The 26,246-nt window shown below is 69.6% G+C and carries 33 protein-coding genes and 1 tRNA gene; 22 read left to right on the top strand and 12 right to left on the bottom strand.

The genetic code is table 11. The features are described 5' to 3' along the window. The first annotated feature begins 197 nt into the window (after positions 1-197). Entirely contained in the window at positions 198-1,940 is a 1,743-nt protein-coding gene (gene leuA, locus B7K22_RS01170; RefSeq protein ID WP_084037975.1) for a 2-isopropylmalate synthase, read from the top strand. A 49-nt stretch (positions 1,941-1,989) separates the two neighbouring features. On the opposite strand, the gene B7K22_RS01165 is transcribed toward leuA, so the two are convergent. After that, positions 1,990-2,739: an NADPH-dependent F420 reductase gene (locus tag B7K22_RS01165; RefSeq protein ID WP_255372160.1), complete on the bottom strand. Its 750-nt coding sequence runs from the start codon at positions 2,737-2,739 to the stop codon at positions 1,990-1,992. Here B7K22_RS01165 and B7K22_RS01160 point away from each other — a divergent pair. The 4 genes from B7K22_RS01160 (at position 2,723) to B7K22_RS01145 (ending at position 5,409) form a co-directional block, all read left to right on the top strand. Beyond that, positions 2,723-3,166: a MarR family winged helix-turn-helix transcriptional regulator gene (locus B7K22_RS01160; protein ID WP_084037973.1), complete on the top strand. Its 444-nt coding sequence runs from the start codon at positions 2,723-2,725 to the stop codon at positions 3,164-3,166. The genes B7K22_RS01165 and B7K22_RS01160 overlap by 17 nt on opposite strands. Continuing rightward, positions 3,163-3,618: a GNAT family acetyltransferase gene (locus B7K22_RS01155; protein ID WP_084037972.1), complete on the top strand. Its 456-nt coding sequence runs from the start codon at positions 3,163-3,165 to the stop codon at positions 3,616-3,618. The genes B7K22_RS01160 and B7K22_RS01155 overlap by 4 nt, the downstream gene beginning before the upstream one ends. Before the next feature lie 239 nt (positions 3,619-3,857). Next, positions 3,858-4,589: a DNA repair protein RecO gene (gene recO / locus B7K22_RS01150; RefSeq protein ID WP_084037971.1), complete on the top strand. Its 732-nt coding sequence runs from the start codon at positions 3,858-3,860 to the stop codon at positions 4,587-4,589. Between the two features lie 61 nt (positions 4,590-4,650). After that, the gene (locus B7K22_RS01145; protein WP_371327637.1) at positions 4,651-5,409 is read left to right on the top strand and encodes an isoprenyl transferase; all 759 of its coding nucleotides are present in this window, start codon (positions 4,651-4,653) and stop codon (positions 5,407-5,409) included. Here the strand turns inward: B7K22_RS01145 and B7K22_RS01140 are convergent. The 6 genes from B7K22_RS01140 to B7K22_RS01115 form a co-directional block, all read right to left on the bottom strand. Further along, positions 5,406-5,942 (bottom strand): DedA family protein, encoded by a 537-nt coding sequence (locus B7K22_RS01140; protein ID WP_084037969.1) that lies wholly within the window; start codon positions 5,940-5,942, stop codon positions 5,406-5,408. The two genes, B7K22_RS01145 and B7K22_RS01140, sit on opposite strands and share 4 nt — an antisense overlap. Then, on the bottom strand, positions 5,942-6,361 hold the full coding sequence (locus B7K22_RS01135) for a Fur family transcriptional regulator (protein ID WP_084037968.1): 420 nt from the start codon (positions 6,359-6,361) through the stop codon (positions 5,942-5,944). The genes B7K22_RS01140 and B7K22_RS01135 overlap by 1 nt, the downstream gene beginning before the upstream one ends. After that, the gene (locus B7K22_RS01130) at positions 6,358-7,260 is read right to left on the bottom strand and encodes a metal ABC transporter permease (protein WP_084037967.1); all 903 of its coding nucleotides are present in this window, start codon (positions 7,258-7,260) and stop codon (positions 6,358-6,360) included. The genes B7K22_RS01135 and B7K22_RS01130 overlap by 4 nt, the downstream gene beginning before the upstream one ends. Further along, a complete protein-coding gene (locus B7K22_RS01125; protein WP_234983252.1) occupies positions 7,257-8,069 on the bottom strand; it encodes a metal ABC transporter ATP-binding protein in 813 nt (270 codons plus the stop codon). The genes B7K22_RS01130 and B7K22_RS01125 overlap by 4 nt, the downstream gene beginning before the upstream one ends. Beyond that, positions 8,056-9,045 (bottom strand): metal ABC transporter solute-binding protein, Zn/Mn family, encoded by a 990-nt coding sequence (locus B7K22_RS01120; RefSeq protein ID WP_144276185.1) that lies wholly within the window; start codon positions 9,043-9,045, stop codon positions 8,056-8,058. Before B7K22_RS01120 ends, B7K22_RS01125 begins: the two co-directional genes overlap by 14 nt. Before the next feature lie 83 nt (positions 9,046-9,128). Beyond that, positions 9,129-10,211: a GTP-binding protein gene (locus B7K22_RS01115; RefSeq protein WP_084037964.1), complete on the bottom strand. Its 1,083-nt coding sequence runs from the start codon at positions 10,209-10,211 to the stop codon at positions 9,129-9,131. A gap of 55 nt (positions 10,212-10,266) precedes the next feature. On the opposite strand from B7K22_RS01115, the gene rpmB reads away from it, so the two are divergent. The 10 genes from rpmB (at position 10,267) to dusB (ending at position 16,096) form a co-directional block, all read left to right on the top strand. Further along, the gene (gene rpmB, locus B7K22_RS01110) at positions 10,267-10,506 is read left to right on the top strand and encodes a 50S ribosomal protein L28 (protein ID WP_084037963.1); all 240 of its coding nucleotides are present in this window, start codon (positions 10,267-10,269) and stop codon (positions 10,504-10,506) included. Continuing rightward, positions 10,506-10,673: a 50S ribosomal protein L33 gene (gene rpmG, locus B7K22_RS01105; protein WP_084037962.1), complete on the top strand. Its 168-nt coding sequence runs from the start codon at positions 10,506-10,508 to the stop codon at positions 10,671-10,673. Before rpmB ends, rpmG begins: the two co-directional genes overlap by 1 nt. Further along, entirely contained in the window at positions 10,673-10,978 is a 306-nt protein-coding gene (gene rpsN, locus B7K22_RS01100) for a 30S ribosomal protein S14 (protein ID WP_084037961.1), read from the top strand. The genes rpmG and rpsN overlap by 1 nt, the downstream gene beginning before the upstream one ends. Positions 10,979-10,982: 4 nt before the next feature. Further along, the gene (locus tag B7K22_RS01095) at positions 10,983-11,234 is read left to right on the top strand and encodes a type B 50S ribosomal protein L31 (RefSeq protein WP_084037960.1); all 252 of its coding nucleotides are present in this window, start codon (positions 10,983-10,985) and stop codon (positions 11,232-11,234) included. Continuing rightward, the gene (gene ykgO, locus B7K22_RS01090) at positions 11,231-11,353 is read left to right on the top strand and encodes a type B 50S ribosomal protein L36 (protein WP_084037959.1); all 123 of its coding nucleotides are present in this window, start codon (positions 11,231-11,233) and stop codon (positions 11,351-11,353) included. Before B7K22_RS01095 ends, ykgO begins: the two co-directional genes overlap by 4 nt. Before the next feature lie 4 nt (positions 11,354-11,357). After that, on the top strand, positions 11,358-11,540 hold the full coding sequence (rpmF, locus tag B7K22_RS01085) for a 50S ribosomal protein L32 (protein ID WP_084037958.1): 183 nt from the start codon (positions 11,358-11,360) through the stop codon (positions 11,538-11,540). Positions 11,541-11,550: 10 nt separating this feature from the next. After that, positions 11,551-11,832, top strand: a complete 282-nt coding sequence (locus B7K22_RS01080) for an HU family DNA-binding protein (protein WP_084037957.1) — start codon at positions 11,551-11,553, stop codon at positions 11,830-11,832. A gap of 145 nt (positions 11,833-11,977) precedes the next feature. After that, complete coding sequence (locus tag B7K22_RS01075; RefSeq protein ID WP_084037956.1) at positions 11,978-13,363, top strand: glycine--tRNA ligase; 1,386 nt, start codon at positions 11,978-11,980, stop codon at positions 13,361-13,363. 57 nt (positions 13,364-13,420) lie between these two features. Beyond that, complete coding sequence (locus tag B7K22_RS01070; protein WP_084037955.1) at positions 13,421-14,590, top strand: YibE/F family protein; 1,170 nt, start codon at positions 13,421-13,423, stop codon at positions 14,588-14,590. A gap of 330 nt (positions 14,591-14,920) precedes the next feature. After that, positions 14,921-16,096 carry a tRNA dihydrouridine synthase DusB gene (gene dusB / locus B7K22_RS01065; RefSeq protein ID WP_084037954.1) on the top strand — a complete coding sequence of 392 codons (1,176 nt, stop codon included), beginning with the start codon at positions 14,921-14,923 and terminating at the stop codon, positions 16,094-16,096. A gap of 96 nt (positions 16,097-16,192) precedes the next feature. On the opposite strand, the gene B7K22_RS01060 is transcribed toward dusB, so the two are convergent. Then, positions 16,193-16,840 (bottom strand): dihydrofolate reductase family protein, encoded by a 648-nt coding sequence (locus B7K22_RS01060; RefSeq protein WP_144276184.1) that lies wholly within the window; start codon positions 16,838-16,840, stop codon positions 16,193-16,195. A gap of 332 nt (positions 16,841-17,172) precedes the next feature. On the opposite strand from B7K22_RS01060, the gene B7K22_RS01055 reads away from it, so the two are divergent. Beyond that, on the top strand, positions 17,173-18,450 hold the full coding sequence (locus B7K22_RS01055; RefSeq protein WP_084037952.1) for a deoxyguanosinetriphosphate triphosphohydrolase: 1,278 nt from the start codon (positions 17,173-17,175) through the stop codon (positions 18,448-18,450). Here the strand turns inward: B7K22_RS01055 and B7K22_RS01050 are convergent. From B7K22_RS01050 to B7K22_RS01040, 3 genes are read right to left on the bottom strand one after another with little or no spacing between them, the layout of a single operon-like run. Further along, positions 18,447-18,881: a hypothetical protein gene (locus tag B7K22_RS01050; protein ID WP_084037951.1), complete on the bottom strand. Its 435-nt coding sequence runs from the start codon at positions 18,879-18,881 to the stop codon at positions 18,447-18,449. The two genes, B7K22_RS01055 and B7K22_RS01050, sit on opposite strands and share 4 nt — an antisense overlap. Beyond that, complete coding sequence (locus B7K22_RS01045; RefSeq protein WP_084037950.1) at positions 18,878-19,297, bottom strand: hypothetical protein; 420 nt, start codon at positions 19,295-19,297, stop codon at positions 18,878-18,880. The genes B7K22_RS01050 and B7K22_RS01045 overlap by 4 nt, the downstream gene beginning before the upstream one ends. A 5-nt stretch (positions 19,298-19,302) precedes the next feature. Next, positions 19,303-19,755, bottom strand: coding sequence for a hypothetical protein (locus B7K22_RS01040; RefSeq protein ID WP_084037949.1), 453 nt, complete (start codon positions 19,753-19,755; stop codon positions 19,303-19,305). A 137-nt stretch (positions 19,756-19,892) separates the two neighbouring features. Here B7K22_RS01040 and dnaG point away from each other — a divergent pair, with 137 nt between their 5' ends. The 6 genes from dnaG to B7K22_RS01010 all read left to right on the top strand — a co-directional run bounded on the left by dnaG (position 19,893) and on the right by B7K22_RS01010 (position 26,109). Next, positions 19,893-21,809, top strand: a complete 1,917-nt coding sequence (gene dnaG, locus B7K22_RS01035) for a DNA primase (protein WP_084037948.1) — start codon at positions 19,893-19,895, stop codon at positions 21,807-21,809. 190 nt (positions 21,810-21,999) lie between these two features. Beyond that, positions 22,000-23,043 carry a phosphate/phosphite/phosphonate ABC transporter substrate-binding protein gene (phnD, locus tag B7K22_RS01030; protein ID WP_234983251.1) on the top strand — a complete coding sequence of 348 codons (1,044 nt, stop codon included), beginning with the start codon at positions 22,000-22,002 and terminating at the stop codon, positions 23,041-23,043. A 94-nt stretch (positions 23,044-23,137) separates the two neighbouring features. Beyond that, a complete protein-coding gene (gene phnC, locus B7K22_RS01025; protein WP_084037946.1) occupies positions 23,138-23,908 on the top strand; it encodes a phosphonate ABC transporter ATP-binding protein in 771 nt (256 codons plus the stop codon). After that, positions 23,905-24,723 (top strand): phosphonate ABC transporter, permease protein PhnE, encoded by an 819-nt coding sequence (phnE, locus tag B7K22_RS01020; protein ID WP_084037945.1) that lies wholly within the window; start codon positions 23,905-23,907, stop codon positions 24,721-24,723. The genes phnC and phnE (B7K22_RS01020) overlap by 4 nt, the downstream gene beginning before the upstream one ends. After that, positions 24,723-25,610, top strand: a complete 888-nt coding sequence (gene phnE, locus B7K22_RS01015; RefSeq protein WP_084037944.1) for a phosphonate ABC transporter, permease protein PhnE — start codon at positions 24,723-24,725, stop codon at positions 25,608-25,610. The genes phnE (B7K22_RS01020) and phnE (B7K22_RS01015) overlap by 1 nt, the downstream gene beginning before the upstream one ends. A 58-nt stretch (positions 25,611-25,668) precedes the next feature. Beyond that, positions 25,669-26,109 carry a VOC family protein gene (locus B7K22_RS01010; RefSeq protein ID WP_084037943.1) on the top strand — a complete coding sequence of 147 codons (441 nt, stop codon included), beginning with the start codon at positions 25,669-25,671 and terminating at the stop codon, positions 26,107-26,109. Between the two features lie 50 nt (positions 26,110-26,159). Here the strand turns inward: B7K22_RS01010 and B7K22_RS01005 are convergent. Further along, a tRNA-Asn gene (locus B7K22_RS01005) sits at positions 26,160-26,232 on the bottom strand. Positions 26,233-26,246 lie beyond the last annotated feature (14 nt).

Here is a 26,246-nt window from a genome sequence, read left to right as displayed (position 1 = left end):
CCATCGCGCATGCTCCGAAGGCGCGCCCCGGTGCGCGAGGTGACCCGCGCATCGGGCGTCCGCTATGGTGAACGCATGCGTGCACGCTCGCTGCTCCTTCGTCGCCGCGACGAGGCCTAGTACCAGGCCGGCTCCTCGTCGCGGAGGCTGTCGCGCCGGCTGACATCAGCCCCGACCCCGACGAAGGACCTTCAGACATGAGCGACTACTACACCTCCGGCGACCAGACCGCGTCGCCGATGCCCATCCACAAGTACCGCCCGTTCCACGAGCAGATCCACGTGGACCTGCCGGACCGCACCTGGCCTGGCAAGCGCATCGATAGGGCCCCGCGCTGGTGCGCGGTCGACCTGCGCGACGGCAACCAGGCCCTCATCGAGCCCATGAACGTCGAGCGCAAGCTGCGCATGTTCGACCTCCTGGTCCGGATGGGCTACAAGGAGATCGAGGTGGGCTTCCCGAGCGCGAGCCAGACGGACTTCGACTTCGTGCGCACCCTCATCGATGAGGATCGCATCCCCGACGACGTCATCATCCAGGTGCTGACGCAGGCCCGCGAGCACCTCATCGAGCGCACCTACGAGTCCATCAGAGGCGCGAAGAACGCGATCGTGCACCTGTACAACTCGACGTCGGTGCTGCAGCGCGAGGTCGTGTTCCGCGCGGACAAGGACGAGATCAAGGACATCGCCACGCACGGCGCGATGCTGTGCCAGAAGTTCGAGGAGACCATCCCCGACACCCAGGTGTTCTACGAGTACAGCCCCGAGTCGTACACGGGGACCGAGCTCGAGTACGCCGTCGAGGTGTGCAACGCCGTGCTCGACGTGTGGAAGCCGACCCCCGAGCGCAAGGTCATCATCAACCTGCCGGCGACCGTGGAGATGGCCACGCCCAACGTCTACGCGGACTCCATCGAATGGATGAGTCGCAACCTGGACTACCGCGAGTCCGTGGTGCTGAGCCTGCACCCGCACAACGATCGCGGCACCGCCGTCGCGGCAGCGGAGCTGGGGTACATGGCCGGCGCCGACCGCATCGAGGGATGCCTGTTCGGCAACGGCGAGCGCACCGGCAACGTGGACCTCGTGACGCTGGGCATGAACCTGTTCAGCCAGGGCATTGACCCGCAGATCGACTTCTCCGACATCGACGGGATTCGGCGCACGGTCGAGTACTGCAACCAGCTCGACGTGCACCCACGACACCCGTGGGGCGGCGACCTCGTCTTCACGGCCTTCTCCGGCTCCCATCAGGATGCGATCAACAAGGGCTTCGACCACATGCGGGCGCGCGCGGAGCGCGACGGCGTGAGCATCGACGATCTCGTGTGGGGCGTGCCGTACCTGCCGATCGACCCCAAGGACGTGGGACGCTCCTACGAGGCGGTGATCCGCGTCAACAGCCAGTCGGGCAAGGGCGGCGTCGCGTACCTGCTCAAGACGGAGCGCAATCTCGACCTGCCGCGCCGTCTCCAGATCGAGTTCTCGCGCGTAGTCCAGGCCGCTGCCGACTCGACAGGAGCCGAGCAGACCGCGGAGGACATCTGGCAGATCTTCCACGACGAGTACCTGCCGGCCGACGACCCCGACCGAGTGTGGGGCAGGTTCGCTCTGCACGGCACCCGCGCCACCAGCTCGGACGACGGCCCTGACACGCTCTCCGCCGACATCCGTGATGGCGACCAGGCGATCACCGTCGAAGGCTCGGGCAACGGGCCGGTGGACGCCTTCGTGGCCGCACTCGGCACGCGCGGCGTCAAGGTCGAGGTGCTCGACTATCACGAGCATGCGATGACGGGAGGCGGCGACGCCCAGGCGGCCGCTTACGTCGAGTGCGCGATCGCCGACGAGATCTACTGGGGCGTCGGCATCGACCCCTCGATCACCACGGCGACGCTCAAGGCGATCATCTCGGCGGTCAATCGCGCGGGCCGGTGACGCGAGGGCGCGGGCCTGTCAAGCCGTGGCCCGCGCCCTGACGCGCCCGTCAGCCGCGCACCAGTCTCAGGCCGAGGTCGGCGCCGTGACCCTGGAAGAAGCCGAGGTGGATCAGTGTCATGACTGTGGCCTCGAGGAACCCTGCGGTGGACAGGTCTCCCACGTGCACGGCGTCGAAGCCCAGGGAGCGCGCGAAGTCGATGACCGCGTCTGCCGCTGCCAAGTCGTCGCTCGCGACGGGCACGTACACGCCTGCCGCGGCGAGCTGCTCGTGGGTGTACGTCGAGGCGAACACCGTGTTGAACGCCTTGACCACGCGAGCCTGCGGAGCAGCCGAGGCGATCTCGACCGCGGCGGGTGATCCTGTGAAGGTCTCGAGGGACGAGAAGTCCTCCGTCAGGGGGTTGGTCGCGTCGATGACGATGTGGTCAGCGAGGTCGGGAGCATGCGCGGTGGCGAAGTCGACGGCCGCGCGATAGGGCAGTGCGAGCACCACGAGGTCCGCGCCGAGGGCGACTCGCGCCGACGCGGCGGTGGCGCCGGCTGCCGCGGCCACCGCCGCGAGTCTTTCGCTCTGAGGGGCCGTGTTGGTGATGAGCACGTTGTGACCCGCTCGCGACGCCGCGGTCGCGAGCCCCGCGCCGACGTTGCCAGCGCCGATGATGCCAAGGGTGGACATGGAGACCTCCTGATTGATTCGAGTTTGAACTAAAGCGAACCGGTAAACTAGTTCGTATTCGAACTTATTCCGGAGGTGGGCAGTGAAGTGGAACGTCGCGCCGATGACCCGGGACGCCATGGGTGCGTGGCGTGCCTTTCTTGAGGTGCACGCGCGGCTCATGCCATTGATCGAGCAGCAATTGCATCTCGACGGCGACCTCACGCACGCCCAATACGGAGTGCTGCTCGCGTTGCAGGGCGAGCCGCACGGGCTGACCATGACGGAGATCGCCCGCACCATGGTCGTGTCCAAGTCGGGCCTCACGTACCAGGTGGACCGACTCGTCGATTCCGGACGATGCACGCGTGCGGTGGATCCGGATGACGAGCGCCGTCGCGTGGTGAGGCTCACGCGTGCAGGTATCGAGGCGCTCGACGACGTCAGGGAGGGTCACCTCGCGCTGGTGCGAGAGCACTTCATCGGTCCGGCCATGGACTCGGACGTGGCGGCCATCGCTCGGGCGCTCGCGGCCATCAACGCTCACCTCAAGGCGGCGGACGCATGAGCGGCTCGACGGTCCTCGTGCGCTGCTTCAAGCCCGACGACGCGGGGGCCGTAGCCGCGTTGTGGCGCACGTGCTTCCCGGACGATCCGCCGCGCAATGAGCCTCGCGCCATGATCGAGCGCAAGCTCGCGCGCGATCCGGAGCTGTTCTGGGTGGCGGTCGCCGGGGCCGATGCGCCCGCTGGCTCTGGCGAGGTCGTGGGCGCGGTGCTCGCAGGGTACGACGGGGTGCGGGGGTGGCTCTATCACCTCGCGGTGGCGCCCGATCGCCGGCGTGAGGGGATCGGGCGTGCGCTGGTCGAGCATGCGGTGGTCGAGCTCCACGGATTGGGGTGCCGCAAGGTGAACCTGCAGGTGAGGGAGTCGAACGCCGCGGTGGTCGCGCTGTACGCGTCGCTCGGATGGGTCGAGGACCGCACGATCTCGCTCGGCCGGGTGCTGTCTGACACGTGAACCGGGGGTGAGCCAGGGTGCGCGCAGGATCGCGAAGGTGCGTCGTGCCCCAGACATGCTCGTGGCGCCACTGTCGCGCCTGCTCGGCATCCCCCGCGTGCCGAGCGGCGCGACGGTGACGCCGTCGCACCTCTGAAGGTAATCCGGGCGACCGGCGCGCGGTATCCCCATTTGTGGGGGGTCGAGATGAACGTTTGCGTGCCTCCCCATGCAGGTGCGCCGGCGGGGGACAATGGGGCGTGCCCCTGTACCGAGACGACGCGATCGTGCTGCGCACCCACAAGTTGGGTGAGGCTGACCGCATCGTCACGATGCTCACCAAGCGCCACGGCAAGGTGCGGGCTGTCGCGAAGGGCGTGCGCAGGACCGCGAGCCGCATCGGCTCGCGCGTCGAGCCCTTCATGCTCGTCGACGTGCAGCTCTATGAGGGGCGCAACCTCGACATCGTGAGCCAGGTGGAGACCAAGGAGCCCTACGCGCGCCGGATAGCGGAGGACTACGCGCTCTACACCGCCGCGACCGCCATGGTGGAGACCGCGGACAAGCTCGTCGACCACGAGAGGGAGCCCGCGTGGGACCAGTTCCGGCTGCTCCACGGCGGGCTCGGGGCGCTGAGCCGGCGCGAGCACGACCCTGGCATGGTCCTCGACAGCTTCCTGCTGCGCTCGCTCGCGCTCGCCGGGTACGAGCCGAGCTTCGACGCGTGCGCGAGCTGCGGGCGCGAGGGGCCGCACCGGGCGTTCGTGGTCGCCAGCGGAGGGGCCGTGTGCGAGGCGTGCCGTCCCCCCGGCTCGGCCGCGCCAGCTCCGGAGACCTTCTCGCTGCTCGAGGCCCTGCTGTCGGGGGACTGGCAGGCGGCCGACGCGTCGGAGGCCCGGCACCGCCGCGACGCCGCAGGACTCATCGCCGCGTATGCGCAGTTCCACCTCGAGCGCAAGGTCAGGTCGCTCACGCACGTCGACCGAGGGTGACGCGCCTCGTGAGGCACCGGTCGGGCGAGGCGCCGCGCCGCGCGGGGATAGGGTGACCAGCGTGAGTCATGCCCGACCCTTCCCGCACGCTGGCGGTGCGACGCCCCCCGACCTCCCGCGCGACGCGGTGCCGGCGCATGTGGCCGTCGTGATGGACGGCAACGGGCGGTGGGCCAAGCAGCGGGGGCTTCCTCGCACGGAGGGCCATTCCAGGGGAGAGGCGGCTCTGCTCGACGTGGTGGCGGGCGCGGTCGAGATCGGCGTGCGGCACGTCAGCGCGTACGCGTTCAGCACCGAGAACTGGAAGCGCAGCCCCGACGAGGTGCGGTTCCTCATGGGCTTCAACCGCGACGTGATCCGCCGCCGTCGCGATCAGATGGGCGAGTGGGGCGTCAGGGTCCGGTGGGCCGGCCGCCGGCCCAAGCTGTGGAAGTCGGTCATCGACGAGCTCGAGCGCGCCGAGGAGATGACCGCGAGCAACGACGTGCTCACCCTGACCATGTGCGTCAACTACGGCGGTCGGGCGGAGATCGCCGATGCGGCGCGAGCCATCGCCATGAAGGTGGCGGCGGGGGAGTTGGATCCTTCGCGCGTGTCAGAGAGGACGCTCGCAGCGCACCTCGACGAGCCCGACATGCCCGACGTGGACCTGTTCTGGCGTTCGAGTGGGGAGCAGCGCAGCTCGAACTTCCTCCCGTGGCAGGCCGCATACGCGGAGTACGTCTTCTCGGATGTGCTGTGGCCCGATGTCGACCGCACCCACCTGTGGGCCGCGATCGAGGAGTTCGCGCGGCGCAACCGCCGATTCGGCGCCGCCTAGGACGCGTAGGGCGAGGTGGGGTCGGCCGGAGCTGCCGGGACTGCCCTGCGGCGCCAGAGGTTGAGGCCCACGACAGCCGCTGCGAGCACGAGCACGGCCGCGGCCAGCAGCCACGGTGACCGCAGCCACACCTCCCAGAGGGACAGCGCGATCGCCGTGTAGATGGTGGCCCAGGCGAGGCAGCCGGGGATCATCGCGAGCGTGTACAGGTCGAAGCGCATGCGCGCGTAGCCTGCAGCCGCATTGACCATCGTCTGGAAGCCGACCGTGAAGAAGGACAGCGGTATCGCAAGGAAGCCGCGACGCTCGATGAACGCGCGCGCACGCTCCATGCCGGGCCCCGAGAGCCGGCGCGCGAAGCCGGCCCGACGGCTGTCGCGGTCCTCCGCACGGTCGGCCACCGCATCGGCTCCCGTGCGCGCCCAGCGCGCCAGCCAGTACGTCGCCTGCGTCCGCAGCAGGACCACGCAGAAGAGGAACGCGAACAGCCCCCACCATGGGCCGTCGAAGATGAAGGCCGGAACGCCGGGCATCAGTGGCCCTTCGCGGTGCAGTCCGCGCACACTCCCGTGATCTCGACGGTGTGATCCATGCGGGCGAAGCCGCGCTCGGAGGCGATGCGCGCCGCCCATTCCTCGAACTCGGGCACCTCGATGTCGTCCGCGGTGCCGCACACGCGACAGCGGAGGTGATGGTGATGCTCGTTGACCGCGCCGCAGCGGCGGTAGAGCGTCTCGCCGGACGATGTCACGATCGCATCGACCTCGCCGGTCTCGGCTAGGGCCTGGAGCGAGCGGTACACGGTCGCGAGTCCCACGGAGGAGCCGTCGTGACGCAGCAGGTCGTGCCAGGCCTGGGCGGACCGGAACTCGTCGGTGCCGTCGAGCACATCGAGGATGGCCGCGCGCTGCTTGGTCATGCGCGGGGCGGGGGATGCCTTCGCATCGGTCATGCGGCGGCTCCTTCCGTGTGCGGCCGAGCCTCGTGGGAGATCGCGGCGTGGTCGCGCTGGCGCCTGCGGTGCCTCACCAGCCCGGCACTGGACGCTACCACGGTGTACAGGACCACTCCGAGCACGACGATGAGCGCGCCTGGCTGAAGATCGTGGAACAGCGTGATGCCCACGCCGGTGACGCACATGGCGACGCCGATCACCATCGCGGCGGTCATGGTCCGCGTGAAGGAGCGGGTCACGAGCTGGCTGATCGCGACCGGAAGGATCATCAGCCCGCTCACGAGCAGCACGCCGACCACCCGCATTGACGCGGTGATGGTGACGGCCGCGAGCACCGCGACCACGAGGTTCAGCGCCGCGACCGGAAGCCCGGTCGACTGCGCGAACTCCTGGTCGTGCGTCACCGCGAACAGCGCCGACCGCAGGCCGATGCCGATGACGAGGATCGCGAGCGAGAGGCCGACGGTGACCCACACGTCCGCCCAGCTCACGGTCGAGATCGACCCGAAGAGATAGCCCATGAGGTTGGCGTTGGAGCCACCGGCGGCCGAGATCAGCAGCACTCCGGTCGCGATGCCACCGTAGAAGAGGATCGCCATGATCACGTCCGCGGCGGCGATGCCGCGTGAGCGCAGTCGCTCGATCACGACCGCGCCCGCCACGGCGAAGATCACCGCGCCGGGGATCGCCAGCGCATCCTGCTCGGCCAGGCCGGCCCACGATCCGGCCAGCCAGCCGGCGGCGACGCCGGCGAGGGCGACGTGCCCGATGCCGTCGCCGAGCAGCGCCATGCGGCGCTGGACCAGGTAGGTCCCGACCACGGGCGCGGAGAGTCCGACGAGCACCGCGACGATCATCATGCGTTGGACGATCGGGTCCGTGATGAGGTCCATCATGGCCGCACCTCCCAGGCGAAGGTGGATCCATCGGGCTCGGCGGCGTCCGCGTGGGGGTGCTCGTGGTCGTGGCCGGGCAGGGCGTGGAGGCCCAGCGCCCGCGGCGGCTCGCCGATGTGCGTCACGCAGCCCTGGTCGAGCACGACGGCGTGGTGCACGAGGGGACCGAGCAGTCCCAGCTCGTGCAGGACGACGATGATCGACGCGCCGGCATCCCGGCGGGCGGTGAGAGCGGTCGCCAGCGCCTCCTGGCTGGGGACGTCGACTCCCGCCATCGGCTCGTCGAGGATCAGCAGGTCCGGCTCGCGCACCAGTGCACGCGCGATGAGCACGCGCTGCTGCTGACCTCCGGAGAGCGAGGCGACATCGCGCCGTGCCAGGTCAGCGACGCCGAGCTCGTCGAGCGCCCGCATCGCGCGCTCCTTTGAGTCGCGGGGAAGCCGCAGTTGCGAGGCGCCCAACAGTCCGGACTGTACGACCTCGCGGGCCGTGGCGGTGACGCCGCCGCCAGCGGATGCGCGCTGCGGGACATAGCCGATGCGCGAGGCCACCGAGCGTGCACGGCGCGCGCCGAAGATCTCGATGGATCCGCCCGAGGCGGGAAGGGCGCCCACGACGGCGCGGACGAGCGTCGACTTGCCCGATCCGTTGCCGCCCATGATCGCGACTGCCTCGCCGGGGAAGGCGTCGAGGTCGACGCCGTGGAGCACCTCGTGCCCGCCCAGCCGCACGCGGACCCCGCGCGCCGTCACGGCGGGCGGGGCGTCGTGGCTGCCGTCGAGCAGCACGTCTGGCTCAGGCGCAGCCAAGTCCGCTCCTCATGGCGTCGAGGTTGCGCTCCTGGATCGCGATGTAGTCGTCACCGTCGACCGCGGACTCGATCGGGTCGAGCACGTCGGTCGTGACGCCCAGGTCGCTGGCCAGGCTCTCCGCGACGGCAGAGCTCACCAGCGACTCGGTGAAGATGGTGGTCGCGCCCGTGCCCGCGATCTGATCGCGGATCTCGCGGACGCGCGCGGGGGACGGCTCCGCCTCCGGGTCGAGGCCGGAGAGGCCCTCCTGGACGAGATCGTGATGCATCGCCAGGTAGCCGTAGGCCTCATGGCTGACGAAGATCTCGCGTCGCTCGCATGTCGCGAGCCCTTCGGAGAACGCGTCGTCCAGCTCCGTGAGCTGCGCGACCAGCCGGTCGCCGTTGTCGGCATACGCCTGGGCGTTGTCAGGATCCAGCTCCGAGTACTCGGCGACCACGGCGGGAACGAACTCCGCGAAGATGCTCGGATCGGTCCAGAAGTGGGGGTCCAGAGCGCCGTGGTCGTGACCCTCGTGCGAGTCTTCATCCTCGTGCGCGTGGTCCTCGTCCTCGTGGTCGTGCCCATCAGTTGCGTGCGACTCCTCGGCGTGGTGCGCGACCTCTGGGCCGTGCTCGTCCACCACCGCGTGGGCGTCCACGGCGCGCACGCCCGTGGCGTCGACGGCCTCGTCCACCGCAGCCGAGAAGTCCGACAGGGTCAGCACCGTATCCATGCTCTGCATCTGGCGGACCATCGCGGGGGAGATCTCGGCATCGTGGGGCTCGACGCCCGTCGCGATGAGCGACACGACCTCGACAGAGTCGCCACCCACGCGCTCGGCGACGAACTGCAGCGGATACAGCGAGGCGCCCACGGTGAGCGCGGCGTCCGTGCTGCCGCTCGCGTCATCGGTGGAGCCGGCTGGCGAGCAGCCGGCCGCCAGGAAGGCGCCCACGGCGCAGCCAGCGAGGATCAGGGGGGTGCGAAGCATGGACACCAGCGTATTCTCAGTGATAATCATTGTCAAAAGTGAGACCGCCAGGTCGACGGCGCGCAGTGAGCCGCTGAAAGGTGTCAGGCCGCGTCGGCTTCGGACCCGTCCGCTTCGCCGAACCAGTCGTCCAGCCTGTCCTCGCTGGGCGCATCAGCGGGAGAGGACAGCGCCGCAGCGAAGGCCTGCGCGATGGTGTCCCGCTCGTCGCCCATGCCGGTGACGAGGATCTCGGTGCGAGGTCTGCGCCCCTCCCACGTGCCCACCTCGCCCACGCTGAGCTGGCCGCCCGCCTCCTCCCAGATGCACGCGGCGCCAGGCCGCGACGCGATCCAGAAGTGGCCGCGTGCGCGCACCCGGTGGTCGGCGAGCCGGTGGAGGTTCTCGCGTAGCCGGCCGGCGTCGAAGGGCCGGTCGCTCGAGAGCCGCAGCGTCCATACCCCCGCGCGGTCGCGCGGCGTGCGCCGCGGCGGTCGCAGGGGATCGGCGCGCTCGAGGCAGTCCTTGCCGCGCCCGTGGGCACGCCCGAGCATCACTGCGGAGAGCTCCGACAGCGCCGCGCCGATCACGCGCGCGCCGTCGCCGCGCAGGTGGTCGGCCACCGCGAACGCCTCCTCACAGATGGGCTGATCGCCGGACATCACGATGAGGTCCGCGGCGGCGAGGATCGGAGCGAGCGCCTCTGCTACCACGCGGTCGTCGTCCTCGTGCAGCGCACGTCCGACATCGGAGAGCCACTGGTCCGAGAAGGCGTCGTCGTGCAGGTGGGTGCCATCGACCACCGCGGTGACCGTGCCGAACGCGGCGCCGGCGAGCGAGCCATCCGGGCTGAGCGCGGCATCGAGCAGGCGCACCAGCGGTGCGGGCTCGGCTGTCACGGGCAGCGCGACCACGGCGTGCTGCCAGGCATCTCGGCGGCGCAGGCCCACCAGGGTGGGCAGGACGTCCTCGCGGATCGCGCACGAGACGCACGCGTGCGCCAGGGGAGTGATGGTGGTCTCCAGGACGCCCGAGGCGTCGGCCACCGTGCGGCGCACCCCTCCTTCAAGGATGTCGTGCGTGATCACGACCGTGTCGGCACGGTCGAGGGTGAGGCCGAGCGTCGCGGAAGCGCGCACGACCGGGTCGATGGTCGCGAGGGTCGAGATGGTGAACATGTCGGTCATGGCCAGCACTGTAGCACTTGACGAGAACGATTATCATTTACTACTGTTGCCGACCATGTCACGACAGCGATGCCAGGTCACTGGAGCCGTCCCGAGCTTCGGCAACTCGATCTCCCACTCCCACCGCCGCACCAAGCGGCGCTGGGACGTCAACATCCAACGCAAGCGCTACTGGGTGCCCAGCCTGGGACGCAACGTCACCCTCAACGTGAGCACCAAGGGCATCAAGGTCATCGACCGCGACGGGATCGACGCCGTGGTGGGACGCATGATCGCGCGAGGGGAGAAGGTCTGATGGCGAAGTCCAAGGACATGCGGGACAAGATCACGCTCGAGTCAACGGCCGGCACCGGCACCCGCTATGTGACGACCAAGAGCCGCCGCAACACGCCGGACCGGCTCGTCATTCGCAAGTACGACAAGGCGATCCGTCGCCACGTCGAGTTCAAGGAGACACGCTGATGGCGAAGAAGTCCAAGATCGCCCGCAACCGGCAGCGCGAGGAGGTGGTCGCGCGCTATGCGGAGCGTCGCCGCGAGCTCAAGCGTGCATCGGTCAACCCTCACCTGAGCGCGCAGGAGCGCGCCGAGGCCATGAAGGCGCTCCACGCCCTTCCGCGCGACGCCAGCCCCACACGGCTGCGCGTGCGTGGCGTGAGCGACGGTCGGCCCCGCGGCAACCTGCGCACGTTCGGTCTGTCACGCGTCAAGTTCCGCGAGGCCGCCCACCGCGGCGAGCTGCCCGGCGTGACGAAGTCGAGCTGGTGACGCCATGAAGCAGGGCATTCACCCGCGCTACGAGCCCGTCGTGTTCCGCGACAAGGCGGCGAACACTGCGTTCCTCACTCGCTTGACGCGCACGTCCGAAGCCACCATCGAGTGGGAGGACGGCAACACGTACCCCGTCATCGACGTGGAGATCTCTGCGGCGAGCCACCCGTTCTACACCGGCCAGCAGCGGGTCATGGACACCGCCGGCCGCGTCGAGCGCTTCAAGCGCCGCTATGGAAAGGAGGCCTCGTGAAGGTCCGAGCCAGCATCAGGTCCCTGGCCCGCAAGGAAGGCGCCATCGTCGTCCGCCGGCGCGGCAAGACCTACGTGATCAACAAGCGAAATCCGCGCTTCAAGGCGAGACAGGGGTAGGGTCGTGGCTGTACCAAAGCGCAAGACCTCCCGCTCGCGTACGCGAACGCGTCGCGCGCAGTGGAAGACGACGGCCGCGGACCTCGTGCCCGTGACCGTCGATGGCACCATCCACATGGTGCCGCGCCCCCTCGTCCGCGCCGTCCGGCGCGGTCTCATCGAGCCCGACGGCACTCGCCGGGCGTGAAAGGACAACCATGGCTCTCACTCGTTCCGACCTCGCCTCCAAGATCGCGGAGTCCGCTGGCATCACCCAGGGACAGGCAGCTGATGCGCTCAAGGCCTTCGAGGCCACCGTCACCGAGGCTCTGGTCGCCGGCGAGGCCGTCAAGCTCACGGGCTTCGCCCAGTTCGACACCGGTGACCGCGCCGCGCGCACCGGCCGCAACCCGCAGACCGGCGAGACCATCGAGATCCCGGCGTCGCGCGTCGTCAAGATCTCCGCTGGCGCCGCGCTCAAGAACGCCGTCAAGGGCTGAGCGACGCACTGACGAACGCACTGCGGCCCCGGCTCCTCGAGCCGGGGCCGCAGTCATTCCCGGGACCGAGCCCGCGCATCGGCCCTCACGCTGCGCGCCGCTAGACTGTGCGGGCATCCCGACTGACCCCTCAAGGAGCGTCCCTGTGGCACAGCCGTCCCGTCTAGACAACGTGATCTCGCTCGCGAAGCGCCGCGGCTTCGTGTTCCCGTGCGGCGAGATCTACGGAGGGACACGCTCCGCGTGGGACTACGGGCCGCTCGGCGTCGAGCTCAAGGAGAACATCAAGCGCCAGTGGTGGCGCTCCATGGTCTCCAGCCGCGACGACATCGTCGGCCTGGACTCGTCGGTCATCCTGCCGCCCAAGGTCTGGGAGGCGTCGGGTCACCTGAAGGCGTTCGTCGACCCGCTGGTCGAGTGCCTGAGCTGCCACAAGCGCTACCGCGAGGACCACCTGCTCGAGGAGTTCGAGGAGCGGAAGGGCCGCGCCCCCGAGGGCGGGCTGGCCGAGGTCGCGTGCGCCAACTGCGGCACCCGGGGCCAGTGGACCGAGCCCAAGATGTTCAACGGGCTGCTCAAGACCTACCTGGGCGTCACGGAGGACGAGTCCGGGCTGCACTACCTGCGCCCGGAGACCGCGCAGGGCATCTTCGTGAACTACGACAACGTGCAGCGGACCTCGCGCATGAAGGTGCCGTTCGGCATCGGCCAGATCGGCAAGTCGTTCCGCAACGAGATCACGCCTGGCAACTTCATCTTCCGCACCCGTGAGTTCGAGCAGATGGAGATGGAGTTCTTCGTCAAGCCCGGCACGGATGACGAATGGCATCAGTACTGGATCGACACCCGACTCGCCTGGTACACGGATCTTGGCATCAGCGCTGACAACCTGCGCCTGTACGAGCACCCCCAGGAGAAGCTGTCGCACTACTCGAAGGGCACCACGGACATCGAGTACCGGTTCGGGTTCACGGGCTCCGAGTGGGGCGAGCTCGAAGGCATCGCCAACCGCACCGACTTCGACCTGTCGACGCACTCCGAGCACTCCGGCAAGGACCTCTCGTACCTGGATCCCGCTACCAACGAGCGCTACACGCCCTACGTGATCGAGCCCGCAGCAGGCCTGACCCGCTCGCTCATGGCGTTCCTGGTCGAGGCCTACGACGAGGACGAGGCTCCCAATACCAAGGGCGGCGTCGACAAGCGCACCGTGCTGCACCTCGACCCGCGCATCGCGCCCGTCAAGGCGGCCGTGCTCCCGCTGTCCAAGTCCGAGGAGCTGCTGCCCACCGCGGAGGCGCTCGCGAAGGAGCTGCGCGGCGCGTGGAACGTCGACCTCGACGTCACCCAGGCGATCGGCAAGCGCTACCGCCGCCAGGACGAGATCGGCACGCCCTACTGCATCACCGTCGACTTCGATACGCAGAATGACCAGGCTGTGACCATCCGCGACCGCGACACCATGCAGCAGGAGCGGGTGGGGCTGACCCAGGTGCAGGCCTACCTCGCGACGCGCCTGGTGGGCGCGTAGCGGCGACGGCATGGGAGCCGATGCGCCGGCCAGGTTCGCGGTGACGGGCGCGCTCTGATGGGCGCTGGCCACTCGCACGGACTCGAGCGCGCGCCGCGCGCCTCCGAGCGCACCACGATCGTGCTGTCCTCGATCGTGGGCGCCGTCCTGTTCCTCACCGTCCTCGGAGCGATGGCCGTGTGGCCCACGGACTGGTCGTTCATGCGCTCCGTCCCCACCACCTACGAGGGAGCTACCTGGGTCTCCGTCGAGGTCGTCGACGTCGACCCGACGTCGGAGTCGGCCCAGGTCGTCGTCGACGGCGACGAGGACGCCGGACCGCAGGAGCTGCCGCCGCCCGCCCTGGGCACGTCGGCGTACGAGGTGGGCGATCATGTCCGGGCGCTGCAGCTCGAGACCGGCGAGCTCATCTTCGGCGACTTCGAGCGCGACGGACCCCTGCTGCTGCTTCTCATCGTCTATGTGGTGCTGGTGATCGCGATCGCATGGTGGCGAGGGATAGGGGCGCTCCTGGGCCTGGTGGCGGCGTTCGGGATCATCGTGTTCTTCACGGTTCCCGCCCTGTTCGGGGGCGCGGACCCGCTCATCACCGGACTGGTGACCGGGTCGGGCGCGCTCGCGGTGCTGCTCTACCTCGCTCACGGGTTCAACGCCCGCACCACGACCGCTTACCTGGGCACCCTCGCGGGGCTGACGATCACCGCGCTGCTCGCATGGTGGGCCGTCGACGCCTCCCGTCTCACGGGGCTATGGTCGGAGGAGGGCAGCCATCTGGAGCTGTCAGGCCGATCCGTGGATCTCCAGGGCCTCGTGCTGTGCGGCATCATCATCGCCGGTCTGGGCGTGCTCAACGACGTCACGGTGACGCAGGCCTCGGCCATCTGGGAGCTGAGGGCTGCGCGTCCCGAGATCAGCAGGTGGAACCTCTTCCAGCGAGGCATGCGCATCGGTCGCGATCACATCGCGTCCACCGTGTACACCATCGCCTTCGCGTACGTGGGCGCCGCGCTGCCCACCATCATGCTGATCAGCCTCTACAACTCGTCGCTGGGCGTGACCCTCACGGGCGCGGAGATCGCCGAGGAGGTCGTCCGCACCCTCGTGTCCTCGATCGGCCTGGTGCTCGCGGTTCCGCTCACCACCGGCATCGGGGCGCTGGTGGTCGGACGGCACGCCCTCGCCGAGGAGGACGTGGTGCCGGAGCCCGCGGTGGACGCCGAGGACTAGCGAGCCCGAACTGGGTCAGCGCAGGTACTAGCCGCCGCGGGGGACAAACCGATATCCTGCGAGAGCGCGTCGCTGTCTCGAGCCAGACAGGGGGGTCCTCACAGCCGGCAGCGGTCGCGCCGCAGCACGACGAGGAGCGCTCCTGGGGTGGACGGCTCTCTCCCCGGCGTCGTGCTCGCCCACAGACGTGCGCCCCGACCTTGTCGGGGGATACAGGTGACGGTGCAGGCCTGACGTCACGCCGCACGAGCGCCCGCCCGGGTCCCCCTCAGCGCCCGGGCGGGCGTCTTGGGGTGCGATGGTCGCGCCGCGATCGGCGACAATGGAGTCATGACCACCACCGCATCGGCGACCACCCGTGTCCTGCCTCCGTTGCGCATCGGCGCCATGGAGGTCGAGACTCCCGTGGTGCTCGCGCCGATGGCCGGCATCACCAACGCGGCGTTCCGTCGGCTGTGCCGGGAGCACGGAGGTGGCCTGTACGTAGCTGAGATGGTGACGTCTCGCGCGCTGGTCGAGCGAACGCCGGAGAGCCTGCGGATCATCCACCACGATCCGGACGAGACGCCGCGCTCGGTCCAGGTCTATGGCGTCGATCCCGCCACCATCGGCGCGGCGGTGCGCATGCTCGCCCAGGAGGATCGCGCCGATCACATCGACATGAACTTCGGGTGCCCCGTGCCCAAGGTGACGCGCAAGGGCGGAGGAGCGGTGCTGCCGTGGAAGAGGGACCTCTTCCGCGACATCGTGCGAGCCGCCGTGCGCGAGGCCGCGACGCGCGACATTCCGGTCACGGTGAAGATGCGCAAGGGCATCGACGACGACCACCTCACCTACCTTGACGCCGGTCGCATCGCGGAGGCGGAGGGGGCCGCGGCGGTCGCGCTCCACGCCCGCACCGCCGCCGACTTCTACTCGGGAACCGCGGACTGGGATGCCATCGCCCGCCTCAAGGAGACCGTCACGAGCGTGCCGGTGCTGGGCAACGGCGACATCTGGTCAGCGGAGGATGCGCTCGCGATGGTCGAGCGGACCGGATGCGACGGCGTGGTCGTGGGCCGTGGCTGCCAGGGCAGGCCCTGGCTGTTCCACGACCTGCAGGCGGCGTTCGAAGGGCGCCCGGAGCGCGTGCGTCCCGGGCTCCGCCAGGTCGCAGACACCATCTACCGCCACGGCGAGCTCATGGTGCGCTTCTTCGGGGACGACGAGAACAAGGCGATGCGCGAGATCCGCAAGCACATGGCGTGGTACCTGAAGGGCTACCCGGTCGGGGGTGACCTGCGCCGCGCGCTCGGACTGGTCGAGACCCTCGCACAGCTGCGCGAGCTGCTCGACTCGCTCCCGCTCGACACCCCCTATCCGGGCGAGGCCGCCGAGGGAGCGCGCGGGCGCCAGGGCACGCCCAAGCGCCCGGCATGCCCCGAGGGCTGGCTCGACACCCAGGACATCACGCCCGATCTCGAGGAGCGCCTGCGCGAGGCGGAGCTCAGCGTCTCCGGAGGCTGATCCCACGCAGGTTGGTCACGTCGAAGCCCCTCAGGGACGGCAAGGGCGAAGCGTGGTCACTTCGTGCACGCGTCGTGCCCCTCCAGTGCTGTGCGCTCAGGCGAGGCCCTTCGGCGGCTCAACTGGCGCTTCGGCCGGGCCACCGTCCTCGGGCACCGGCCTCGCGTCGCGGGGCTCCCGTGCGGGCACGAGGGTCAGCTGCACCATGCCGTCGCCGTAGCGGCGGACGTCGGTCACCGTGATGTGGCGCCGATGCTCGGCACCCGCGAACAGCGCGTGGCCAGCGCCCAGCACGGTGGGATGCAGGGTCACGGTCATCTCGTCGATCAGGTCGGCGTCGAGAGCCTGGCGGATGATGCTCCCGCCGTCCACGTAGACGTCCTTGCCCTCCGCCAGTGTCCGAGCCTCCTCGATCAGGTTGGCGATGGGCGCCGATGCGACGGTCACCGTCGGCGGCGCATCCGTCAGCGGTCTGCCGGTCGCCACCAGGATCGGCGTGTCGCCGTAGGGCCAGCTGCCGCCCATGGCGCGCACCACGTCGTAGGTCCCGCGACCCATGAGCATGGCGCCCACGTCCGCCATGAACCCGTCGAAATCGAGCGCGTCCGAGGGTGCGGATGCCCATGCACCCCCTGCCATGGGCGCCCACTCCGGTCTCGGCGCCTCGAGCCAGGCGATGTCGTCGTGAGGCCCGGCGATGAAGCCGTCCAACGAGCTGGCGATGAACACACGAATGCGACCCATGGGCCACACGGTACGCCGCGTGGACGGAGGCGGCACCCCCACGCTCAAGCTTTCCGAGGGCCCGCGAGCCCGCGTCCCGCGCGAATCCGCGTACTGCGGCGTCCCGAGGGTCGCAGGGCGATGAGTCCGACATGTTCCTGCAGCCACTCCCCGTGTGCCGTCGCGACGGATCCACGGCACAGACCTCCGTGAGGAGGGCACGCACCGTCGCGGCAGAGTCCTTCGGCGATCCGCCGCTGCAGCCGCCACGCAGTGCGCACAGCACGCTCGCGCCACGCATGAGGACGCGCCGACGCTCCAGGTACGTGCCGCGTTGCGGCTAGCATCGAGGCGTGACCGCCCTGCCCCCAGGCTACGAGCCGCACGACACCGAGCGCTTTGTCGCCGAGCCGCCCAAGGCCGCGCAGCGCACGCCGTTCGAGCGCGACCGGGCGCGGATCGTGCACTCGAGCGCGCTGCGCAGGCTCGGCGCCAAGACCCAGGTGCTCGGGCTCGGCTCGGGCGACTTCGTGCGCACGCGCCTCACGCACTCGCTCGAGGTCGCGCAGGTGGGCCGCGAGCTCGGCAAGGCGTTGGGGTGCTCGCCGGACATCGTGGACGCGGCCTGCCTCGCGCACGACCTGGGCCACCCTCCGTTCGGGCACAACGGCGAGCGTGCTCTCGACCAGGTGGCGAAGGACATCGGCGGCTTCGAGGGCAACGCGCAGACCCTGCGCCTGCTCACGCGCCTCGAGCCCAAGTCCGTGAACCCGGAGACGGGGGAGTCGATCGGCCTCAACCTCACGCGCGCGAGCCTCGATGCGGCCATCAAGTACCCGTGGCGGGAGCCGGCGGCGCCGCTGCGACCGGACGGCTCGCCGTCGCGCAAGTTCGGCGTCTACGACGACGACGTCGCGGTGTTCGACTGGGTGCGCGAGGACGTCGCCGGCACCGAGCAGAGCTTCGAGGCGCAGGTCATGGACGTCGCTGACGACATCTCGTACTCCGTGCACGACCTCGAGGACTCGATCGTCTACCGCTCGGTCAACCTGAAGGTGCTGCGCGATCCAGGGCAGGCCCGCGATGTGATCGACCACGCGCGCCAGTGGTACGGGGGAGCGACCGAGGAGGACGCGCTGCTCGGCGCGCTCGAGCGCCTGCAGGCGTTCCAGTGGTGGGCCGAGGACTTCGACGGGACACGCCGGTCATTGGCCGCGCTCAAGGACATGACGAGCCAGATCATCGGGCGGTTCGCCCAGAACATCATCGTCGCCACGCGCGCCGAGCACGGCGACGGACCGCTCACTCGCCACCACGCGGGCCTCGTGGTGCCGCAGGAGACGCGCGACGAGATCATGATCCTCAAGGGTGTCGCGGTGCACTTCCTCATGGCGCCGCGCGAGACCAGTCCCACCTACGGCAAGCAGCGCAAGGTGCTGCGCGAGCTCGTGGGAGCGCTCGCGGAGCGCGGCCCAAGCGTGATGGAGCCGCAGTTCGCGGTCGACTACGCCTCAGCCTCGACGGACGCCGACCGGCTCCGGGTCGCCATCGACCAGGTCGCGTCGCTCACGGACACGTCCGCGTACAACTGGCACCACCGCTACGTCACCAGCGCGCGCGTGGCCGACTAGGACGCTTCAGCTGCATGCGCATCGGCGCTGGCGGCGCCGCGCCTCAGCAGCACGACGAGCGCGATGATCGGAAGCGCGAGAGGCACCCAGCCGTAGGCGGAGCCATAGCCGGTCCACACGGTCTCATCCGGCCACAGCTCGGGGGCGACGTAGCCCAGCGTGCCGACGACGAGGACGCCTACGAGCTCGATCACCGTGCCCGCGATCGCCACGCGGCGCCATCCGCGCCACAGCGCGAGCGCGATCACCACGTATAGCAGGGCCGATGCGCCTGAGACGAGATAGGGAAGCGGCGCCTGATCGAGCTTGGTCGTGATCTGGACCACCGAGCGTCCGGTGGCGGCGAGGCCGAGCACGGCATATGCGACGATCAGCAGAATGCGCCCGATGGGGTGAATCGCGCTCGGGCCGATCCTTCGCTGCTGCCTCATGCGGCACCGAGGAGGACCGCGATGCGCCACGCGAGCACGGCGGCCGTGACGGCGACGATGGCTGCCGCGCCTGCATCGACCCGCGCGATCTGGTCGGGCGCGAGGACCGGCCGGTTGGGGTCAGGGTCGGCAGCGGCCGCGTCGGGTGCGCCGAGCCGCCCGATGCCCAGCAGGGGCAGGACGGCGACGGTCGCGAGCAGGTAGCCGACAGTCAGCACGATCCCCGCGTCGTTGCCGCTCAGCAGCGCGATCACGACGGCGATCGCCTGAATGCCCGTCACGATCCACATGCCGGTGACGACCCACTCGAGGATCGGGTGCAGCCGCACGCGCACGAGCGTCGCGATTGCGACGACGAGCAGGACCAGGCACCATCCCACGGTGGCGGGGTAGATCACCCCGGCATACAGCGCCACCGTTGTTACTGCTGCTGGGCCTGCTTGACGCGCATCGGCAGGCGCGAGACCTCTTCGCCGTCGATCGAGACGACCCACGTGAACATGCCGGCCTCCGCGAAGCGCAGGCCGTCGATGGTGAATGCGAAGCATGCGACCTGCTCGTCGCCGTCGACCAGCTGCGGGGGGCGGCCGAGCGTGAACTCGCCGCCCATCGCGCGCACGGGCGAGGGCTTGCCCTCGGCGTCGGCACGCACGCCGATCGGGTACTCCTTGCCGTCCTCGGTCAGCAGCTTGAGCTCGAACTGGTGGCTGACGTTGGTGGCGGTGAAGGGCACGTGCACCGTGGATGCGACGGCCAGGCGGCGGTGCGCGGCCGGGAACGAGCGCACGTAGATGGTGTTCCATCCGGCGCCGAGCGCGTAGATCTTGCCCTGGACGACCTCGGCGGAATCCGCGAGGAAGGCGTCGACTCTCACTGTGGGGTCCTTTCGTGGAGGGGTCTGCACTCCAGCCTAGCGACCCGAAGGCCTGAGCTCGGACGTGTTCGCGACCAGCCGATGCGGCAGCTGGGGAGAGAGCGGGAACGCGTGACCTGCGCGAGTAGGGTACGTACGTGGCAGGCACCATCAATCGGGACGACATCGCGGCCGTCCGCGAGCGCGCTCCGATCGAGGACATCATCGGCCAGCACGTCGCCCTGAAGAGCGCGGGGGTGGGGACGCTCAAGGGCCTGTGCCCGTTCCACGATGAGCGCACGCCGTCGTTCAACGTGCGACCCGCTGCGGGGCGGTGGCACTGCTTTGGCTGCGGCGAGGGCGGCGACGTCATCGAGTTCGTCATGCGGATGGACGGACTGCCCTTCGCGGAGGCCGTCGAGTACCTCGCCGAGCGCGCCGGCGTCACGCTGCGCTACGAGGCCGGGGCGGGACCGCGGCGCGAAGGCGGCGCAGGGCAGCGCAAGCGCCTGCTCGAAGCCCATCGAATAGCGGCCGCGTACTACGCCGAGCAGCTGCGGGCTCCCGAGGCGCGCATCGGCAGGGACTTCCTGCGCGAGCGTGGCTTCGACGGCGCCGCGGCGGAGACCTTCGGCGTGGGGTACGCACCACAGGGCTGGTCGCACCTCACCGAGCACCTGCAGGGCAAGGGGTTCACCATCGACGAGCTGCGCCAGTCCGGCCTGGTATCGGACGGAGCCAAGGGCGTCTACGACCGGTTCCGCGGCAGGCTCGTGTGGCCCATCAGGGATGTGACGGGTGAGGTCATCGGGTTCGGAGCGCGGCGCCTGCACGACGACGATCAGGGCCCCAAATACCTCAACACGCCAGAGACTCCGCTGTATAAGAAGGCGCAGGTCCTCTACGGTCTCGACCTTGCGAAGGGCGCGATCCGCTCCGACCGCGCCACGGTGGTGGTCGAGGGCTACACCGACGTGATGGCTTGCCATCTCGCGGGGGTGACGAACGCCGTCGCGACGTGCGGCACGGCGTTCGGCGCGGACCACGTCAAGGTCGTGCGCCGGCTGATGGGCGACACGGGCGGGCCGCAGACGAAGGTGGGCGAGACGGGCGCGAAGGTGATCTTCACCTTCGACGGCGACGAGGCGGGGCAGAACGCCGCGCTCAAGTCGTTCCAGCTGGATCAGCAGTTTCTCGCCCAGACCTTCGTCGCCGTGGATCCTGACGGCAAGGATCCGTGCGACCTGCGCGTCAGCGGGGGAGACGAGGCCGTCGCGGCGCTGATGCGACGCCGGGTGCCGCTGTTCGAGTTCGTGATCAAGACCGCGCTCGGGTCGCACGACCTCGAGACCGCCGAGGGACGGGTGGCGGCGCTGCGTGCCGCCGCCCCGGCCGTCGCCGGCATCAAGGATCGCGCCCTGCAGCCGGAGTACGCGCGGCGTCTCGCCGGGTGGCTGGGCATGGAGGTCGATTCCGTGTCCCGCGCCGTCACGGCAGCCGCGCGCTCGCGCGGCAGCGGCGGCGGCAGCGCAGGGCCGGGGCGCGAGTCGCCACCCGTCACGGGAGCCGTGCCGATCCAGGGGCCCGACGCGCCCGGGCGTCCCAACCCGCGCGACCCTGTCGTGCGCGCGGAGGCGCTGTCGCTCGGCGTGCTGCTGCAGGCCCCGCGAGAGGCGGCCGCCGATCCGCTCGGCCGCGTGGTCCTGCCCGAGCTGACGCCGGCGTCGTACTCCGTCCCGCAGTACCGCGCTGTGCTGGAGGCGATCCTCGCCACGGGTGACCCCGCGCAGGCTGGCGCCGATTGGGCGAACGACGTGGCCGAGCAGGCGGGCGAGACCCTTGCCGGCATCGTCTCCGAGCTCGCGGTGTCGCCGCTCCCGCATGACAAGCCGGAGACCATGGGGCACTGGGCAGGCACCGTGCTCGCGCGCGTGCACGACCTCAGCCTGACCCGGCGGATCGCCGATGTGCGAGGGAGAATGCAGCGCGCGGGCGCGCAGTCGGACGAGGGCCAGCAGGCCTTCGCCGAGATCATCAGGCTCGAGACCGCGAGGCGTGCGCTGCGCGAGGCATGATGCCGTCGTACCGATCCGGTCACGGTACGGCCACGGTCCCGTGAACTCCCTGTTACCGGTGTGAAAAATGTTGGCTTCGGCGCGCGGATCGCGCGAGTCTCTAGGTAGGTTCGATGGAAGGCCGCGTAGGTGCGGCGCTTGCTGGCGCCATCGGGCGCCGAGACCTGCAGAACGAACGGAAGGTGTGACTGTGCGATTCACGAAGAGGCCGTTCGCGGCGGCTGCCCTGGTGGGCGCGACCGCGCTCATCGCGGCTGGCTGCGCGAGTGACGAGGACCCGGGCGACGAGCCCACCGACGGCGCGACCGCGGAGTCGACCGAGGACGCGATGGAGGGCGAGGGCGGCCTGCCCGACGAGCTCATCCTGGGTCTCGTGCCCTCCGACGAGGTCGACCAGCTGGTCACCGACGGCGACGCTCTCGCCGAGCTGCTCTCTGCCGAGCTGGGCGTCGAGGTCACCACCTTCATCCCTGACAGCTACTCGGCCGTGGTGGTCGCGCTCCAGACCGACCAGGCCGACATCGGATTCCTCGGGCCGATCGCGATGGTGCAGGCGGTCGACGAGGCGGGAGCGGTGCCCGTCCTCCAGTCCGTTCGCTACGGCTCGTCGAGCTACGTGACGCAGTACTTCACGAACGACCCCGACACCTTCTGCCTTGACGAGGTCACGACGGAGGCGGACGACGAGGGCGTGAACTACTCGTACTGCAACGGCGCGACCGGCTACGAGGGCCCGCAGGGCGAGGACGCGCTCGCGCTGGTCGACCCCAGCTCCTCGATCGCGTTCGTGGACGAGTCCTCGGCGTCGGGCTACTACTACCCGGCCACGCAGCTGGAGAGCATCCTCGGCATCGACCCGCTGGTCGACCTGACGGGCTCGTTCTTCGCCGGCGGCCACCCGCAGTCGGTGCAGGCGGTCTACGACGGCGACGCCGTGGTCGGCACGTCGTTCAACGACGCCCGATCCGAGCTCGCGGCCGAGTTCCCCGACGTGGGGGAGAAGGTCGTGGTCTTCGCGTACTCGACCAACATCCCCAACGACGGCGTCGTGCTGTCGAGCGACCTCTCGGAGGACGCTCAGCAGCAGATCACCGATGCGCTCGTCGCGCTCGCCGGCACCGACGAGGGCCTCGCCGCCCTCGACGCGGTGTACAACATCGAGGGCCTCGAGCCCGCCGATGTCGAAGCGCTCGATGAGGCCCGCCAGGTCGCCGCGAACTTCGGCGAAGGCTGAGTCAGCCGACTGGAGCGGTGGTCGCGCCCCCGCGAGGGGCGCGACCACCGCGCTGTCCTGTCGCATCTCAGGCACTTTGTGGAACAGTGACTTCATGATCGAGCTCAAGAACGTGACGGTGCGCTACCCGAACGGGGTGGTGGGCCTCGACGGCGTGGACCTGGAGATCCCCGACGGCCAGTTCGTGGTCGTCGTCGGTCTGTCCGGCGCGGGCAAGTCGACTCTCATCCGCACCATCAACGGCCTGGTGCCCGTCACGAGCGGCACGCTCACCGTCGACGGCATGGACGTGTCCGGCGCCTCCAAGCGGGAGCTGCGGGCCATCCGATCCAAGATCGGGATGATCTTCCAGTCCTTCAACCTGGTCAAGCGCACCTCCGTGATGAACAACGTCATCATGGGCCAGCTGCACCACATCCCCGGATGGCGCGCGCTGCTGGGCGCGTGGACCAAGGAGCAGAAGGAGAAGGGCTATCAGGCCCTCGAGAGGGTCGGCATCGTCGAGAAGACGTGGACCCGCGCCTCCGAGCTGTCCGGGGGCCAGCAGCAGCGTGTGGCGATCGCCCGCGCACTCGCGCAGGACCCCTCGGTCATGCTGGCAGACGAGCCCGTGGCGAGCCTCGACCCGCCCACCGCGCAGATGGTCATGAAAGACCTCCAGCGCATCAACCGTGAGCTCGGCATCACCACGCTGGTGAACCTGCACTTCCTCGACCTGGCGCGCGCCTACGGCGACCGCGTCATCGGCATGCGCGATGGCAAGGTCGTCTTCGACGGCACCGGTGCCGAGGCCGACGACGCGGTGTTCGAGAAGATCTACGGGCGCTCGCTGACCGCGGACGACACCCTGTCCTCGAACGCATGACGGTCACGTCCACGACCTCGCCGCATGGCGCATCCGCTCCCGTGAGGCCCAAGAAGCCCGCGCCGTCGCCACTGCTGATCGGCGGCCTGGTGCTCGCCGCGATCTTCACCTGGTGGGCCGCGCGCGAGATCGAGTTCACGCTGGGCGACCTGTTCACCAACTTCGCCAATGGTTGGGTGGTCATCCAGCAGTTCCTCGAGCCCAACTGGTCGTTCATCTGGCGGGTATGGGATGCCTGGGTCGAGACCATCTCGATCTCCATCGTCGCCACCTGCGTGGGCGTGCTGGCGGGGCTCGTGTTCGCGTTCATGGCCTCGCGGGTCACGAATCGCTCCGGCTGGCTGTACCGCGCGACCAAGATCTTCCTGTCGATCGTGCGCTCGCTTCCCGACATCGCGTACGTGCTGATCTTCGTCGCCCTTGTGGGTGTGGGCGCGCTCGCCGGCATCCTCGCGCTCATCATCTTCAACATCGGCATCGCCGCGAAGCTCACCGCGGAGACCATCGACGCCGTCGAGGCCGGCCCGATCGAGGCCGCCGACGCCGCCGGTGCGAGCACGGTGGGACGCTCTCGCTGGGCCGTCATGCCGCAGATCCTGCCCAACTATCTGTCGTACTGCCTGTACATCTTCGAGCTCAACATCCGCTCGTCCGTCGTGATCGGCATCGCGGGCGGTGGCGGAATCGGCCAGGTCCTCGGCGTTCAGTTCGCGCGCTTCCAGTACGAGAACGTCGCCGCCATCACCGTCGCGCTGTTCGTCGTGGTGCTGCTCATCGACCAGCTCTCCCAGTTCCTGCGCAGGAGGGTCGTGTGATGACCTCCCCCGCCACCGCATCGGCCCGTTCCACGACGCCACGCCCTCCCGAGCCTTCCAAGACCAAGGAGACACTGGTCTGGATCGGGCTGCTCGTGCTGTTCGGCGGCGCCGTCGTGCTGTCCAACGCCAGGTGGAGCGAGATCTCCGGCATCTTCACCGACGGGTGGCGTTACCTCCAGCTCATGGCGGAGGGCCTTTTCCAGAACCCGTTCTCCGAGCCCTACAGCGAGTACTGGACGCTCGCCTTCGACCGCATGCTCGAGTCCGTGTACATGGCGTGGGTGGGCACGCTGCTGGGCGCGGTGCTGTCGATCCCCATGGGGTTCCTCGCCGCGCGCAACGTGTCAGGGCCTGTCACGGTGCAGGTCACCCGCATCGTCCTCAACGCCATCCGTGCGGTGCCCGAACTGGTGTTCGCGATCATCCTGATGCTGCCGATCTTCGGCTTCGGCCCCGTCGCGGGCGCGATCGCCCTGGGCGTGGGCGCGATCGGCACGCTCGGCAAGCTGACAGCGGAGGCGCTCGAGGGCATCGACCCCGGTCCCGTCGAGGCCGCGAAGGCTTCGGGCGCGGGTCGGTTCTCGATCCTGCGCTGGGCGTACTGGTCGCAGGTGCTGCCCGAGGTGATCGCCTTCTGGTTGTACCGCTTCGAGATCAACATCCGCGCCTCGGCCGTGCTCGGCGTCATCGGCGCGGGCGGCATCGGCTCCTTGCTGGGCCAGCTGTTCAGCCGGCGCGAGTGGGAGCAGATCGGCATCACGCTGGTGGTGATCATCGTCGTGACGATCCTCGTCGACTCGATCTCCGGCGGCATCCGCCACCACATCATCTCTGGCTCGGGGCAGAAGGTGACGACGGAGGAGAAGGTGGAGGCCACGCTCTAGGACGTGCCTCGTGGGTATCGCCGATGCGCATGGGGGCACGCGGCGATAGCCTGGCGTGATGACGGTGCAGCGACTGTCCATGGTCACGCTGGGAGTCGCGGACCTTGCACGCTCCCGCGACTTCTACGAGTCGTGGGGATGGGAGAAGCGGCAGGACGCGCAGAACATCGTGTTCTTCCAGCTCAACGGGCTCGTGCTCGGGCTGTTCTCGCTCACGATGCTCGCGGCTGATCAGGCTCGCCCCGACGCCGTGCTGGGCACGGGCGCCGTCACGCTGGCGCAGAACTACGCCACCGAGGCCGAGGTGGACGAGAGGTTCGATGCTGCGCTCTCCGCCGGCGCGGTCGAGCTCAAGCGCCCGGGGGCCGCGCCGTGGGGCGGCTCCAGCGGCTACGTGGCCGACCCGGACGGGCACGTGTGGGAGCTAGCGGTGAACCCCTTCTGGGACCTCGCGAGCGACGGCTCGGTCTCGATTCCCGACCACCTGCCAGAGTCGTGACAGGCGGCAGAGACGCGAAAGGCCGGCCCTTGCGGACCGGCCTGCGTGAGCTCCTCCAGTTGGACTCGAACCAACAACCTGCCGATTAACAGTCGGCTGCTCTGCCAATTGAGCTATGGAGGATCGCGATCCACGAG

The organism is Demequina sp. NBRC 110053 (assembly GCF_002090095.1).
Lineage (GTDB): Bacteria > Actinomycetota > Actinomycetes > Actinomycetales > Demequinaceae > Demequina.
The sequence above is the reverse complement of the archived record's forward strand: the minus strand, read 5'-3'. Positions and strand labels throughout refer to the sequence as shown.

Excerpts from the sequence above, each read along its gene's own strand:
- phnC (WP_084037946.1), top strand. The coding sequence starts at position 23,138 with ATGATCGAGCTCAAGAACGTGACGGTGCGCTACCCGAACGGGGTGGTG.
- B7K22_RS01155 (WP_084037972.1), top strand. The coding sequence starts at position 3,163 with ATGAGCGGCTCGACGGTCCTCGTGCGCTGCTTCAAGCCCGACGACGCG.
- B7K22_RS01135 (WP_084037968.1), bottom strand. The coding sequence starts at position 6,361 with ATGACCGATGCGAAGGCATCCCCCGCCCCGCGCATGACCAAGCAGCGC.
- B7K22_RS01010 (WP_084037943.1), top strand. The coding sequence starts at position 25,669 with ATGACGGTGCAGCGACTGTCCATGGTCACGCTGGGAGTCGCGGACCTT.
- B7K22_RS01165 (WP_255372160.1), bottom strand. The coding sequence starts at position 2,739 with ATGGCGTCCCGGGTCATCGGCGCGACGTTCCACTTCACTGCCCACCTC.
- rpmB (WP_084037963.1), top strand. The coding sequence starts at position 10,267 with ATGTCACGACAGCGATGCCAGGTCACTGGAGCCGTCCCGAGCTTCGGC.
- rpmG (WP_084037962.1), top strand. The coding sequence starts at position 10,506 with ATGGCGAAGTCCAAGGACATGCGGGACAAGATCACGCTCGAGTCAACG.
- dusB (WP_084037954.1), top strand. The coding sequence starts at position 14,921 with ATGACCACCACCGCATCGGCGACCACCCGTGTCCTGCCTCCGTTGCGC.
- B7K22_RS01130 (WP_084037967.1), bottom strand. The coding sequence starts at position 7,260 with ATGATGGACCTCATCACGGACCCGATCGTCCAACGCATGATGATCGTC.
- leuA (WP_084037975.1), top strand. The coding sequence starts at position 198 with ATGAGCGACTACTACACCTCCGGCGACCAGACCGCGTCGCCGATGCCC.
- B7K22_RS01140 (WP_084037969.1), bottom strand. The coding sequence starts at position 5,942 with ATGCCCGGCGTTCCGGCCTTCATCTTCGACGGCCCATGGTGGGGGCTG.
- B7K22_RS01060 (WP_144276184.1), bottom strand. The coding sequence starts at position 16,840 with ATGGGTCGCATTCGTGTGTTCATCGCCAGCTCGTTGGACGGCTTCATC.
- B7K22_RS01115 (WP_084037964.1), bottom strand. The coding sequence starts at position 10,211 with ATGACCGACATGTTCACCATCTCGACCCTCGCGACCATCGACCCGGTC.
- B7K22_RS01120 (WP_144276185.1), bottom strand. The coding sequence starts at position 9,045 with ATGCTTCGCACCCCCCTGATCCTCGCTGGCTGCGCCGTGGGCGCCTTC.
- B7K22_RS01095 (WP_084037960.1), top strand. The coding sequence starts at position 10,983 with ATGAAGCAGGGCATTCACCCGCGCTACGAGCCCGTCGTGTTCCGCGAC.
- B7K22_RS01050 (WP_084037951.1), bottom strand. The coding sequence starts at position 18,881 with ATGAGGCAGCAGCGAAGGATCGGCCCGAGCGCGATTCACCCCATCGGG.
- B7K22_RS01070 (WP_084037955.1), top strand. The coding sequence starts at position 13,421 with ATGGGCGCTGGCCACTCGCACGGACTCGAGCGCGCGCCGCGCGCCTCC.
- phnE (WP_084037944.1), top strand. The coding sequence starts at position 24,723 with ATGACCTCCCCCGCCACCGCATCGGCCCGTTCCACGACGCCACGCCCT.
- B7K22_RS01080 (WP_084037957.1), top strand. The coding sequence starts at position 11,551 with ATGGCTCTCACTCGTTCCGACCTCGCCTCCAAGATCGCGGAGTCCGCT.
- phnE (WP_084037945.1), top strand. The coding sequence starts at position 23,905 with ATGACGGTCACGTCCACGACCTCGCCGCATGGCGCATCCGCTCCCGTG.
- B7K22_RS01160 (WP_084037973.1), top strand. The coding sequence starts at position 2,723 with ATGACCCGGGACGCCATGGGTGCGTGGCGTGCCTTTCTTGAGGTGCAC.
- rpsN (WP_084037961.1), top strand. The coding sequence starts at position 10,673 with ATGGCGAAGAAGTCCAAGATCGCCCGCAACCGGCAGCGCGAGGAGGTG.